This window comes from Paraburkholderia sp. (assembly GCF_035948235.1).
Lineage (GTDB): Bacteria > Pseudomonadota > Gammaproteobacteria > Burkholderiales > Burkholderiaceae > Paraburkholderia.
The window spans coordinates 15,229-28,611 of the sequence record NZ_DASZJJ010000138.1 but is presented as its reverse complement, the minus strand read 5'-3'; the positions used below and the strand labels follow the sequence as shown (position 1 = coordinate 28,611).

11 protein-coding genes are annotated in these 13,383 nt (G+C 61.7%); 2 read left to right on the top strand and 9 right to left on the bottom strand.

The window, feature by feature from the left end; all coding sequences use genetic code 11:
* The coding region (locus tag VG320_RS12260; protein WP_327200377.1) for a thiamine pyrophosphate-dependent enzyme at positions 1-398 on the top strand (398 nt) is incomplete at its 5' end.
* A 12-nt stretch (positions 399-410) separates the two neighbouring features.
* Positions 411-2,033 carry a GMC family oxidoreductase gene (locus VG320_RS12255; protein ID WP_327200376.1) on the top strand — a complete coding sequence of 541 codons (1,623 nt, stop codon included), beginning with the start codon at positions 411-413 and terminating at the stop codon, positions 2,031-2,033.
* A 70-nt stretch (positions 2,034-2,103) separates the two neighbouring features.
* On the opposite strand, the gene VG320_RS12250 is transcribed toward VG320_RS12255, so the two are convergent.
* The 9 genes from VG320_RS12250 to VG320_RS12210 all read right to left on the bottom strand — a co-directional run bounded on the left by VG320_RS12250 (position 2,104) and on the right by VG320_RS12210 (position 13,188).
* Entirely contained in the window at positions 2,104-3,660 is a 1,557-nt protein-coding gene (locus tag VG320_RS12250) for a DUF1254 domain-containing protein (protein WP_327200375.1), read from the bottom strand.
* Between the two features lie 64 nt (positions 3,661-3,724).
* Positions 3,725-5,104: a DUF1254 domain-containing protein gene (locus VG320_RS12245; RefSeq protein WP_327200374.1), complete on the bottom strand. Its 1,380-nt coding sequence runs from the start codon at positions 5,102-5,104 to the stop codon at positions 3,725-3,727.
* 335 nt (positions 5,105-5,439) lie between these two features.
* Positions 5,440-6,903 (bottom strand): MFS transporter, encoded by a 1,464-nt coding sequence (locus VG320_RS12240; RefSeq protein ID WP_327200373.1) that lies wholly within the window; start codon positions 6,901-6,903, stop codon positions 5,440-5,442.
* Positions 6,900-8,387, bottom strand: coding sequence for an MFS transporter (locus VG320_RS12235; RefSeq protein WP_327200372.1), 1,488 nt, complete (start codon positions 8,385-8,387; stop codon positions 6,900-6,902). Before VG320_RS12235 ends, VG320_RS12240 begins: the two co-directional genes overlap by 4 nt.
* A 178-nt stretch (positions 8,388-8,565) precedes the next feature.
* Positions 8,566-9,009: a DUF3828 domain-containing protein gene (locus VG320_RS12230; protein WP_327200371.1), complete on the bottom strand. Its 444-nt coding sequence runs from the start codon at positions 9,007-9,009 to the stop codon at positions 8,566-8,568.
* A 7-nt stretch (positions 9,010-9,016) separates the two neighbouring features.
* Positions 9,017-9,439 (bottom strand): CHAP domain-containing protein, encoded by a 423-nt coding sequence (locus VG320_RS12225; protein ID WP_414696025.1) that lies wholly within the window; start codon positions 9,437-9,439, stop codon positions 9,017-9,019.
* A 70-nt stretch (positions 9,440-9,509) separates the two neighbouring features.
* The gene (locus tag VG320_RS12220; RefSeq protein WP_327200369.1) at positions 9,510-10,409 is read right to left on the bottom strand and encodes a TauD/TfdA family dioxygenase; all 900 of its coding nucleotides are present in this window, start codon (positions 10,407-10,409) and stop codon (positions 9,510-9,512) included.
* A 162-nt stretch (positions 10,410-10,571) separates the two neighbouring features.
* A complete protein-coding gene (locus VG320_RS12215; RefSeq protein ID WP_327200368.1) occupies positions 10,572-10,922 on the bottom strand; it encodes a PilZ domain-containing protein in 351 nt (116 codons plus the stop codon).
* A gap of 184 nt (positions 10,923-11,106) precedes the next feature.
* Entirely contained in the window at positions 11,107-13,188 is a 2,082-nt protein-coding gene (locus VG320_RS12210; protein ID WP_327200367.1) for a putative bifunctional diguanylate cyclase/phosphodiesterase, read from the bottom strand.
* Between the last annotated feature and the right edge of the window lie 195 nt (positions 13,189-13,383).

Here is a 13,383-nt window from a genome sequence, read left to right as displayed (position 1 = left end):
TCGTCGATGGCGACGCGAGCCTGTTGATGCAACTCGGCGGACTCGTGACGGTTGCCGAAGCGAAGCCGCAGCGCTTCGTGCATATCGTGATCGAAAACGGCGTGCAGTTCGCAGGCGCATCCAATCTGCCGACGCCGGGCGCGGGACAGGTGGATTTTCCGGCCATGGCGCTCGCGGCAGGCTACGCAACGGCCCGTCGATTCCTGAATGCCGCCGCATTCGCCGATGCACTGCCTGAACTGCTGGAGGCGCGCGGTCCCGTGTTTATCGCGCTCGTGGTCGAGCCGGAACCGTCGCGCTTCGGTCCCGCCACGCCGCAACCGGAAATGCCGGACCGGCAATTCCAGCGCATGGGCATCGAAGCTGAGCAGCTCGGCGTCTGGTACGCCACTCATTGACCGGGCAGCGCCATGCAAAACCAAGACACGGAAACATTCGACTACATCGTGGTCGGAGCAGGCTCGTCAGGCGCGACGCTCGCTACGCGTATCGCCGAACGCGGCAAACATAGCGTGCTGTTGCTCGAAGCGGGCGATGCGCGCGAACGCGACTTCTGGGTGCGTACGCCCATCGGCGTGGCGAAGCTGCTGATGAACCCCAAATACGTCTGGCAGTTTTCCACCGAGCCGCAACATCAACTGGCCGGCCAGCGCATCTACTGGCCGCGCGGCAAGATGCCTGGCGGATCGAGTTCCGTCAACGGCATGATTTACGTGCGTGGTGAGCCGGCCGAATTCGATCACTGGGCACAACTGGGTAATACGGGTTGGGATTTCGCTTCGCTGCTGCCGTATTTCAAGCGCCTGGAAACCGCCGCGCTGGGCGACCCGGCGTTGCGCGGGCGGGAAGGCCCGATCCAGGTATCGTCGGTGGCGAAGGTGCATCCCAATGCATTGAGCGATGCATTTTTGACGGCCTGCCGTGACGCAGGTATTCCGCAGACCGACGATTACAACGGCGCGAACTACGAAGGCGTGAGCTATCTGCAGCTATCAGTCGGACAAGGGCGCCGTTGCAGCACGGCCATCGGCTATCTGCACGGACGGCCACAAGGCAATCTGCGCATGGCAACCGGCGCGCTGGTGACGCGCCTGCTTTTCGAAGGCAACCGCGTGACGGGCGTTGAATATCAACAGAATGGCGAAACCCGCACCGCACATGCCGCGCGCGAAGTCGTACTCAGCGCCGGGCCGATCAAAACGCCACAGATTCTCGAACTGTCGGGCATCGGCGACGCGCAGCGATTGCAAAAGCTCGGCATTGCGGTGCGGCGCAATCTGCCAGGCGTAGGCGAGAATCTGATCGATCATCTGCAATCGCGCATTACTTACGCCTGCACGCGCTCGATCACGCTCAACGAAATCATGAGCAGTCCTTTGCGTCAGGCGTGGATGGGCATGCGCTATCTGACAACGCGGCGCGGCATCATGGCGACGCCATCGGCCACGGTGCATGCGCTCGCGCGCTCGGGACCGCAGCACGGCCGCCCGAGTGTCAAGATCCAGATTCATCACATCAGCGGTGCGGACCGCTATGCAGGCAAGGGATACGGGCTCGATCGCTTTCCGGGCTTTGGCGTCGGCTTTTTCCAGTTGCGCCCGGAGTCGCGCGGACAACTGCATATCCGCAGCAAGGACCCGCGCGACGAGCCGCTGATCGAACCGCGCTACATGAGCGCGGACGCAGACAAGCAGGTGATGCTGGAAGCGCTGCAACTGGCGCGTCGCGTGATGCGGCAGCCCGGCATCGCGCCGCTCGTCGAGCGAGAAACGCGGCCTGGAATCGACGTTCAGGACGAGGCCGCGCTGATGCAATATATCCGCGAGTCTGGCCAGACCAGCTGGCATCCTATCGGCACCTGCAAGATGGGCGTCGATGCAATGGCTGTTGTCGATCCCCAGCTTCGCGTACACGGCGTGCCGGGGCTGCGCGTGGCGGATTCGTCGATCATGCCGACCATGTGCTCGCCCAACACGAACGCGGCGTCGATCATGATTGGCGAAAAGGCCGCCGATCTGATTCTGGCGGGCTGATCGGAACCGAAACCGAAGACCGAAATCGAAGCCGCCGGGCGACGGCTTCGACATTTCCCTCGATTTTTCCCTATTGCGAAATGCGCTTGAGGTCGTCGGGTTTCCAGGTCTGGTTGAAGAAGGCTTCCTTCGGGCTATAGAGACGCAGGATGATGAAATAGCCCTTGTCCGGCACGGTCTGCACCCAGTTTGCTTCCTTGCCGGCCGGCGCCTTCGGGCCCAGGTAAATGTCGTAGGAACCGTCCGCATTCGGCGCGGGCTTGTCCATCGAATTCAGCGACGGCAGCGGCTGACCGTTGTCCAGCCCGGACGCCGTGATCGGATCATAGACCGTCACCGACCAGAAGTTGGCCGCCGGAATATTGGGCGGCAGATGGAGCTGATAGGTCGCGCCGCCCTGCAGCAGATTGCCGTCCGAGTCGCGCCAGGTGGACGGGTATTTGGCGCCCTTCTCGACGATGTCCACGACCATGCCAGGGCTTGCTGCATAAGCCGTGGTGAAATAGGCGTCGCGCTGGATCAGGTTCGTGAAGGTGCCGCTCGCCTGGAATTGCGGATTCTGTCCCGCGAAGACATTTTCCCATTGGCGGTCCGGATAGTATTTGCCGCCAGGCTGGGTACTCAGACCGTCCCAGATCTCCGTCTTGCTCATTTTGAACGCCGTTTTGGCGGCCTTGTCGAGAAGCTCGCGCTGCCGCTCGGTCGGCTGGAACGGCTTGCCCTTCTGGATGCCGATTGCCGCCATCATGCCGCGCCAGTCCATATCTGCGGGATCGACGGTCTCCTGCTCGACAAAACGCGCCAGCATGTCGAAGTACGCGCCGTCGTGCGGAAACAGCATGTTGGCGGGATCGGTCGAACCGTCCGGGAATTTCATCGGCACGGCGGATTCGCGTTTGCCGTATGGATAGATGTGTGCGGCCGCAACCAGATCATTCGCGGGTTTCAGATCCTTCGGGTCCGTGAAAAAGACCCGGAAAAATACCAGCACGTTGTTGGTGCGCGAGCGGTAGACGTAATAACCCTTCGGCGTGGGACGATTGTAATTCCACGGCACGATCAGATATTTGCCGCCTTTGCCGCCGTCGGGACCGACGAAGCCGAAGTCGCCGCTATAGGCCTTGCCGTTGATCGTGGGCCCGGTGAGCGGACGCTGGAAAAAGTCATCCAGTATGCCCTGCGTTTTCGGCGGCACCTCGACGACGATTGGACCGTCCTTGGCCAGATTCACGTAACCCATGGCGTAGAGACAATCGGAATTCGGCGTGGTCACCTTGGTTTTTGCGTTCAAGCGCTGCTTCCAGACCGGCAACACGTTATAGCCCGCGCCATAAGTCTTTTCCGATCCTTCCTTCATTGCGAATATATTCACGGCCGGAAGCGACCACAGATAGACCTGTACCGCGCGTTGAAAATACAGCTCTTCACTCAGGGCCTTGGCCGATTCCGCGGTGGGGAAATCGCCTGAAAACGGTGCATTCGCCAGCGCGTCGCGGCTCGACTCCAGCGTTTGCGAAAGTGAAGTCTGGGCCGACGCGTGCCCCGCATAAGCGGCCGCGCCCGAAACAAGGATCGCCATGGCGCAGCGCAACAGATGCGACGAGCGACCCAGTGTGTTCGAATTCATTCGTTCACCTCTTCGAGATCAGGGAATTAACGCTTCGATGGCTAGTACGTGGCATGATCGGCATTTAAACAAGCTGAAAATCGTTGAGCTTGAATGCTTTGCTATTGATGGCTTCGGTCGGGCCATAAAGACGCATGGCAGGCAGCGGGCGTCTGCCTGCGGTCGGGATCCAGTTCGACTCCAGACCTTGCGGCGCCTTGGGGCCGACGTAGAGTGTCACGCCGCCGTCCGCATTTTTCTTCATGCTGTCGAGGTCGTAAGACGAAAGCGTGGTGCGGTTGGACTCGCTGTAAATGAACGCATTCGTTGCGCGGTCATAAACCGTGAGCGCCCAGAACTGCTTGACCGGCATCTGTGCCGGAACGTCGAGCTTGTATGACTTTCCTGCTTCGAGGGGATTGCCGTTGCTGTCCGCCACGGCCATCAGATACTGGGTAGCAGGATCGTCGCTCAAAACCCGGGGCATATAGGTACACCAGAAATATTCGGCGGCTCGATTGATCAGGTCGATACGGTCGTCATAAACGAATGTGAACGTCCGGTTGTCGTCGGCCTGAAGCAGCGAGGCGTAGTGCCGATCCGGCCAGAACAGCTTCTCGCGCGGGAAATGGTCGTACCAGTATTGCAGATAGAACCACGCATCGATGGCGGCCTGGCGCATGGCTTTCTTCGCCGTCTCATCGGGCGTAAAGGGCTTGCCTTTTTCGATTCCCAACGAGGTGAGCATGCCCATCATGATCTTGTCATGCGGATTGACCGGTTCAACGCTCATGATGGCGTGCATGTCGTCGAAATGACGCTCATCGAAAAACGGCAGTGTGGGATAGCGGTCGTGGATCGGGTCGATAAAGCGCTGCTTCGGCGGATTCGCGGCTTCGGACAGGTAGTACATGCGCAGCCGCTGCGCGTAGTGATACGCGTCCGCCACACTCTTGCCCGGCGCACGAACCGAGCGGAACGCCAGCGCAATCCGGAAGTTAGGCGAGGCGACGTGCAGATAACCCTTGGGAACGGTGCCATTGTAGCCGGGCCCGGTGAAGAGAAATTTAGCGCCCTTGCCCTTGTCCAGCCCTGACGGCCCCACGTCCGCAATGGTGAATTGCCAGGCGTCGACCACCTGCCCGTATACGCTCCCTTGCGCGCTGGCGGCCGGCACTTCCAGCACCGCGGGCCCTTTGCGCAGATCGGTAAACGCCGTGATATAGGGCGTCGTGCTATTCGCCGTGATGGCTTCGAGCTTCGGCGTCGCGGGCGCCGAATACGAAATGATGTCGTTGTCCTTGACGCCCAGATTGTCGAACGCAGCACGCCGGAAGCTATAGATTGCAATGGCCGGCATGTTCCAGAGCACCGCTTCGAACGCGCGCTGATATTTGATCTGGTAGTCGAAATCCTTGATCGACGAGACCGAACCCGCCGGAGGTTGGCCACCCAAAGGTTCCATGGGACTCCCGGCGCCTGTCGCCAGAGGCGTTGGGCCGTCCTCGGTGGCGGCGTTTGCGCCGTTTGCACCGTTTACACCACCTGCCAGGCCTGCCGCCAGTGCCATGCTCACGCGGTGAAAATCTCTACGCGAAAGTGCCATCGGTACGCCCTCTTGGGAAGCTTTCAGCCGTCCAGGCGTCTATGCGCCGGGAATCATGCTGCAAGTGCGCAGCCATAAAAGAGTCGGACATTTCCCGATCGCTCGCTATTAGGGCAAAGGGCAACCCGATTGCCCTTTGGGGCAATATCCAGGGAGACAGACCTCTCTGGGCCGCCGCGCAAAGGGCGCAGCGTTCAGTCCAGACCCGTAGCATTCCCCAACGCGCCGACACGCACCGCGCCTGTCCGTCGCCTGCGAATCCCGTCACCCAGCGCGGCCGCCAGCGCACAACCCAGCAGCGCCAATATCAGAAGCAACGCCTCGCCAAAAGCGTGACGCCACGCGGGCAGGCCACCGTTTGCCTTCGCCGCGCCGAGAAACAACCCGATCCCCCACGACATGCCCACCGACGACGCCAGCCGTTGCGACAACTGAAAGAAACCGGCGGCCGTGCCGCGCCCCTCGCCCGCTGGGAGTTCCGTGAGCGTCATCGCCTGATTAGGTGCGTGAATCAGCCCCCCGAATGCTCCCAGCAGCAAACCAGGCAGCGGATACAGCAGCAAAATCCCGGCCACCGGCAGGAGCAGCACGCCCGCGCCGAACAACACGAGCGCCGCCATATAAGCCGCGATGGCAGCGACCACGCCCATACGGCCAAAGCGTGCAGCAAAGCGCCAACTGCGCGCCGACGACACCATCATTCCCACCGCAGGCGCAATCGACAGCAAGGCGTATAGAAGGGGGCCGGTCTTCAGCGCGTCGAGAAAGAACAGTGTCGTGACCATCCCGAAGGTGGTGCCGCCAGCGAACTGAAACATCGCGACGAGCGTGCCCAGCACATAGCCCGGCGAGCCGCTCAACCCCGCGCCCAGAATCGGCGCGCCGCCTCGACGCTGATAGCGCCGCTCCCACAGCACGAACAGTACGGCCCCGGCGATCGCAGCCACCAGACAGGTGCGTGCGGACAGCAGCGCATCGGCATTTTGAAGTGTGGCGAGCATCGCGAACAACGTGGCGGCGCTCAGCAATAGCAGCCCCACTCCATCGACGGAGAATCGCGCGCCGGACGAACTGCTGCGCGGCAAATGCCGTAAAGCCAGATAAAAAATGACGATACCGAACGGCACGTTGACGAGAAACATCAGCCGCCAGCCGACATCGGCAGGCGTAAGCGCGAGGATCAGGCCGCCCAGAACGGGCCCGGCCAGCCCCGCCAAACCGCCAGCGGACGCATAACGCCCAAGCGCTCGCGCCTGGGCGTCTGCGCGAAACAGATCCTGGATCAAGCCCAGTACCTGCGTGTTGATGATGCCCGCGCCCACGCCCTGCAACAGGCGTGCGACGATCGCCACCTGCGCGCTATCCGCCAACCCGCCCACAAGGCTGAAGCCGCTGAACATCGCCAGGCCGATGAGAAACAGCAGCCGCCGCCCGATGAGATCGCCCAGGCGCCCAGCGGGCACGAGCGCGATACCGAACGCGATCGAATAGACGGAAACGATCAGCTGCAGTTCATCGGCCGACGCCTGCAGGCTATCGCGCAAGCGCGGCAACGCAAGGCCGAAAATCGTCTGGTCGAGCAGCGTCGTAAAGCCCATCGCCACGCAGATGGCGAGCACGGGCCGCGCATGATGGTTGTTGAATTCGGCCTGAGTCACGTAATGGCGCGCTCCGCACGCGCGTGCGTGTCCTCGTCGTCGATATCGTGTTCGGTCGGTTCGTACTTCACCACCGCCAGAAAGCCGATGGGAATAATCGCCGCCAGCGCCACGACCCAGAACATGTCGGTGCCAAGCCGCGCGTTGAGAATCGGCAGCACGAACAGCGCCACCGCGCTGCCGATGCCCGTGAGCGCGCGCCCGAAACCGAGTCCCGTGCCGCGAATCGAGGTCGGGTACGAGAGCGCCGGGTAAATCATCATCTGCGCACCCGGCCCGAAACCTTCCGCAAACAGCCACGCGCCCAGCCCGCCAAGCGCGATGCCGATTCCCAGCGCCGTCTGCGGATGGCCCAGCAACGCCAGCGCAACGAGCGCCACGAATTGCAGCGCAAAGCCCGCCAGCGCGACATGGCGCGAGGGCCGCGTATGCGCCAGGCGCATGCCAAGCAGACCACCCGTCAACGCGAACAGCACATTGAGCGCGAGCGAAGCCGAGATCGTTTCGAACACGCCCGCGCCGAGAAACTGCGAAAGAATCGACGGCAGGAAAAACGCAATCGCCGTGTATTCGAATGGGATGCACAGATTCATCACGCTGGCGACGATGGTGCGCGACAGATACGGACGCTGGAACAGCACGCGAAAACTCACGCGCGGCTGGCTGGCCGCCGTGGGCACTGCGTGCGATGCGGGCGCGGTGTCGGCCTTGTGCGCGTGGATACCGTACGACTCGCGCAGGATACGCACGGCGTCATCGAGTTTGCCCTGATTCGCCGCCCACAACGGCGACTCGTTCATGAAGCGGCTGCGCACCGCGATGATGATGAGCGCAGGCACAGCGCCAAAGATCAGCGAAGCGCGCCACAGCCAGCCCGCGTGCTCCTGCGGCAGCAGAAAATACAGCCCAAAAACAATCAGGAAGCAGACCGACGACGCGGCGTACCACATCGGGCACCACGCAGCCAGGCGCGACGCCTTGTTGCCGCTGCCCTGAAACTTCGAGAACTCGGAGAGAAACGCCATCGCCACCGGCAGATCGATGCCCACGCCAAGCCCCATCACAAAGCGCGCCGCAATCAGCACCCACACGTTGGGCGCGAGACCGGCAGCGATAGCCGCGACCACGAAGAACAGCATGTCGGCCATGAAAACCTGATAGCGGCCGATACGATCGGTAAACCACCCGCCGACGAGGCTGCCCAGGATCGTCCCGATCATGATCGAAGACGTGACGATGCCGGTCAGCGCGGGCGTGAGGTTGAATTCGCGCACGACGTCCTGAATGCCATAGGAAAGCGTCGTCAGATCGTAGGCGTCGAGAAACACACCGCCTAGGGCAAGCAGCACGATCACGCGCGCGTGACTGGCGCGCGCGGTGCTGGCGTTGATTAATCGCGAAACGTCGCTGGCTGAACGGATTGGCGCAGAACCGGGCGCTGAAATCGACGCTGCAGCAGCCGGATCGATGTCGAGAGTGCTCAAGATAATCCCCTGTATAACCGCAAAGTACAGCGTGCAGTTATACGAGGCCGATTCATCCAGCACAACGAACGAGTTCTAGAATCCTTATCGGTGGAGCGGGAATCACGCGTGGCCGCCTCTATGAACGAAAAAGGCCGTGCAACTTTGCACGGCCTTTGACAAATTCAGCTATGAAGGGTCAGCGATAGTCCAACGTACTATCGACCTTCGTTATTTTCCATATGCCCGCGGTTTTGCGCATAAACACAATGACATTCGTTTGGCTTTTCGAACCGAACGTGATCGGCAAAACCGCGACGTCCCCGAGCATGACAATCGGATGTGTTGCAATGTGACTCAACCAGTCCTGATCGTCCTCATCCTGTACTTTCAGGAAGTAGTCGACATCTTCCGGCAAGCGGTTATGTCGATAGTCATCGCGCAACCGGGTCACTGTGTCTTTTGAGACAAAATCGAAGATACCTTCCTTGAGCAACGGATAAGACAAATTTGCGCCGGCTTTGAGGTACCACGTATAGAACGCGTGCGCCCTGGCTTCTGGTGTGTCTTGCGTGCCCGCAGCGAACGCATGGTGGCTGAAGACAAGGACACAAATGGCGAGTATCGACAGGAAGCGTTTCATAAGGGGGTCAGTTATGCCGATAGATTTTGTACGGGGGGTGAGCCGCGCGATACGCGGGGCCGGGATAGAAACCTTGAGGACCGGGCTGCTGTTTGAAGTCTGAGATCCAGATGTGCCCGTCAAAGATTGCCATGTGTCTGTATGGATGGCCCGTGATGCTCTGTATCACGGCAACATCGCCCCGTACGGGGGCACCCGCCACCTCGAAGAATCCTGCTGCCTGTAGGTAAGCGCCATAATTTTTGGCGGCTTCCGTGTGCTGAATACTGACTCCGCCCCATTCAATGGCACGTCGAACATACTTTGCGCAGTTGCCCGTGCTGCCCGCTTGCGCATGACTAAATGCGTAGTTCGCCGCTGCGATCCCATCATATGCCATATGAATCAATCCCCTGGAGTGGTCGAAGAGGACATTCTTCAACAGCTTCACGAGGACCGATAACGTGCAGGCGATAGGAGTTGCCCGTCGTCAAACGGGCAGCGAATATGCACCCAAATACTCAAAACGGCGCATCCCCCTCAATCGTCGTGCGATACAGCCTGCGGCGCAGATGGTCGGGCGTGCCCGCCGCCAGGTGCATCAGCGAGCGGTTGTCCCAGAACACCATATCGTGTTCGCGCCAGACGTGCCGATACAGAAACTCATCGCGCACGCTATGCGCAAACAGTTCATCCAGTAGCGCACGGCTTTCGTCCTCGGGTAAATCGACGATGCGCGTCGTGAAATGCTCGCTCACGAACAGCGCCTTGCGGCCCGTCTCGGGATGTGTGCGCACCACCGGATGCACGACCGGCTTTACCTGCGCGATCTGTTCGGCGGAAAGATTCGGCCGCCATGGGCTGCGCGACTGCAGTTCGGCATAACGCGCAAGATAGGTGTGTTCGGCGCGCCGTCCTTCGACCGCGCGGCGCAGATGCGCGGGCAAGCGGTCCCACGCGAGATGCATGTTGGCGAACAGCGTATCGCCGCCCTCCTCGGGCAATTCCTGCGCATGCAGCATCGACCCGAGGCTCGGTTTTTCCTTGTACGAGAGGTCCGAGTGCCAGAAGTGGCCGGCATCGCCCAGCCCCACCGGTTTGCCGTTCTCGACGATGTTGGAGACGATCAGGACCTCCGGGTGCTCAGGCAGCGCGAACTGGTGCAGCACATGAATCTGCAGCGGACCGAAGCGCCGCGAGAAAGCGATCTGCTGCTCCGGCGTGATGCACTGGTCGCGAAAGACCAGTACGTGATGGTCGAGATGAGCGCGGTGCAGGCGCGCGAAATCCTGCGCGCCCAGCGGCTTTGCGAGATCGAGGCCGATGACCTCGGCGCCCAGCGGCGCATCGAAAGCACGAATGTCGAAATGCTGTTGCGCGTCTTGAGCGGTGTGCGCGGGCAAGGAAGCGGTCGTAGTCACGCGGAATGCCTTATCGGTGCGAAAACGCTCAATCTACGTGCGCCCGCCCAGGCTGACAACGAAGCAAATCCGATACGTTTATCCACTCGAGTCATAAAGCCGCTGCTAACGCAGACGGGCGCGACGTTGCAGCCTGCGCCCCCACCCGCAAGCAAAACGCCTTTACGGCGCGGCCTTCGCGATCAGGCTGCGCAGGCGCGCTTTCGAGCGCGAATCCAGCGGGCGCATTTCGCAGCCCACGCGGCTCCAGCCTTTCTCGTGATCTTCCGTGATCCAGCGCACTTCGAGCGCCACCACGACCACGATCTCGTCGTCTTTATCCACGGCCGATGACTGTATCCATCCCGATACCGTCTCGCCGCACGAAAACAGGCCGCTGCGGGCGTGGAGCAGCGCGCCATGCGAACTCAGGTCGGCGACCTGGGCAAGCGCCCTGCCGTCCTTGTTGAGCAGCAGTGGCCCGAACAACATTGGTGTGCGGACGTCCCGCCGCAAATCCAGTTCACTTGCCATATGAATAACACCAGTTTCTCAAGATTTATTTTTATCGTGCGCTGGTCGCTACTATGGACTTCGATAAAGTCCAGCCCTCGGGTTTCCATAAAAAGGAAACATTTATTTAATTTCAAAACAGCGCGTGAATTGTAGCGCGACTGCTGGTCATTGCGCAGGAGTGATTCGACCCATGCGCGCGCAACTAGTTTTTCAGTGCGAGCGGAGCCGTCATTGCCTGTCTGAAATCGTCACACGCGAGTGGCGAGCCGCACAGAAAACCCAGCATCTGATCGCAATCGAGCGCGAGCAGCTTGAGCGATTGCGCGACGGTCTCCACGCCTTCCGCCACGACCTCGATGCCCAGCACGCGCGCCAGCGCCATCACCGCCGACAGCAATGCCGAGCTGCGCGACGATGTATCGTCAAGGCCGTTGACGAAGGCGCGATCGATCTTGATCTGATCGACGCGAAAATCCTGCAAATGCCCAAGGCTGGAAAGTGCGGTGCCGAAATCGTCGAGCGCCACCGCATAGCCGCGATCGCGCAGCGCCTGGACGACCTCACGCGTGCGATCGACGTCCTGCATCGCGGTGGCTTCGCTGATCTCGAACATGAGCCGCTCGGGCGGCACGCCCGCGGCCGTCTCGATCGCGTCGATGCGCTCGACGATACGCGGCAGGTTGAATTGCATCGCAGATAGATTCATCGCAATCGACAGCGGTCCCAGCCCTTCGCGCTCCCATTCGATGAGATGCGCGCAGATCCGGCGCAGCACCCAGTCGCCGATTGCGATCATCAGGCCTGCGCGTTCGGCGATAGGAATGAATTCGAGCGGCGGCACATTGCCAAGCACCGGATGGGACCAGCGCAACAGCGCTTCCGCGCCCGTCATGGCCTTGCCGTCGACGGTGTATTTAGGCTGGAAGACGAGATCGAACTGCTCGCGCGCGAGTGCCGTGTGGAGGTCGCGCTGGATGTGCAGCGAGCGCAGCGTGGAGCGGCTCATGCTGTCCTCGAAGCGGCGAAACGTGTTGCGGCCGCTGCGCTTGGCGGCATACATCGCGCAGTCCGCGTGGCTGAGCAGCGTGTCGAGCGAAACGCCCTCGTCGCGCGCGAGCGCAATGCCGATGCTCGCGCCAATGCGCACCGGCAGCGCGTCGGCCAGGACGAACTCATCGGCGAGGCTGGCGAGAATCCGCCGCGCGATGGCATCGGCGGCGTCGGCCGGGTCGGTCATAGTGTTCAGTCCGGCCGTCACGACCACGAATTCGTCGCCGCCCAGCCGCGCCACCAGATCGCCCTTGCCCGCGCAGCCGGCAATGCGCGAGGCGGCCTGGCGCAGCAGATCGTCGCCAATCTTGTGGCCGAGCGTATCGTTGACCACCTTGAAGCCGTCGAGATCGACGAACAGCACCGCCAGCGTCTTGCCGGCGCGCGCGCTGCGCTGCGCGAGGTCCTTTGCGCGCACCATCAGATACGCGCGGTTGGGCAGATCGGTGAGCGCGTCGTGCGTGCCGAGATGACGGATGGTGCGGGCCGCGCGATCGAGCGAGGCGGACAGACGGTTGGCCTGCGCGCCGAAGATCCACAAGGTGCCGATCAGCACGACGGTCGAGGCCACGCCCACGATGAGCGCGAGCGCGTTGGCATCGACCTTGTGCGCGCTCAGGCAGCGGCTGGCATCGGCAAAGGTGGCGGCGCTCATGCCCGTGTAATGCATGCCGCTGATTGCGAACGCCATCACCGCAGCGGCGCCCAGGCGCTTCCAGACGATGTTTTCGCGGCGCGAGTCGCGCAGATGGAACGCGAGCCAGAGCGCGCCGATGGACGCGCCAATCGCAATGACAAGAGAGAGTGCGACGCGCACGGGATCGTAGTCGATGCCCGGCGACATGCGCATCGCGATCATGCCGGTGTAGTGCATGGCCGCTACGCCCAGGCCCATGACGATGCCGGCAGCCAGCAGCCGGCGCGGCGAGAGACAGCCGCGGCTGACGGTGGCCAGCGCCACCAGCGCGGCAAGCACGGCCAGTGCAAGCGAAGCGGCGGTGACGTCGAGATCGTAGCCCACGGCAATCGGCAGTGTCAGCGCGATCATGCCGATGAAGTGCATCGACCAGATGCCAATGCCCATCGCGCACGCGCTGCCCGCTAGCCAGACGTGGCGCCAGCGGCTGCTGGTCACCGCATTGAGCATGGCGGCGCCCTCGAGCGCCGTAAACGACGCAAGAAACGCGACCACCACGGACAGGCACGTCAACAGCGGGTTGTAGACACCGTTCATTCGTGGCCTTTTGCGCGCCAGTTTCTTTTGCGCGTCATTCTGATCAAGTCTCTTTGCCCGTGCGAGCGCCACGAGAATTCGGCCTCTCGCGGCGGGCACGCGCCGCGTCTCTCAGCGCGGCGTGGATACTCAAGCGTCGAAAATACGCATCGATGCGTAACGACTACTACCATAACGGTCGATGCAGCGAAATCT

What these genes read in the sequence shown, in the direction of transcription:
- VG320_RS12245 (WP_327200374.1), bottom strand. Translation starts at nt 5,104, where the DNA reads ATGGAACCTTTGGGTGGCCAACCTCCGGCGGGTTCGGTCTCGTCGATC.
- VG320_RS12230 (WP_327200371.1), bottom strand. Translation starts at nt 9,009, where the DNA reads ATGAAACGCTTCCTGTCGATACTCGCCATTTGTGTCCTTGTCTTCAGC.
- VG320_RS12215 (WP_327200368.1), bottom strand. Translation starts at nt 10,922, where the DNA reads ATGGCAAGTGAACTGGATTTGCGGCGGGACGTCCGCACACCAATGTTG.
- VG320_RS12210 (WP_327200367.1), bottom strand. Translation starts at nt 13,188, where the DNA reads ATGAACGGTGTCTACAACCCGCTGTTGACGTGCCTGTCCGTGGTGGTC.
- VG320_RS12250 (WP_327200375.1), bottom strand. Translation starts at nt 3,660, where the DNA reads ATGAATTCGAACACACTGGGTCGCTCGTCGCATCTGTTGCGCTGCGCC.
- VG320_RS12255 (WP_327200376.1), top strand. Translation starts at nt 411, where the DNA reads ATGCAAAACCAAGACACGGAAACATTCGACTACATCGTGGTCGGAGCA.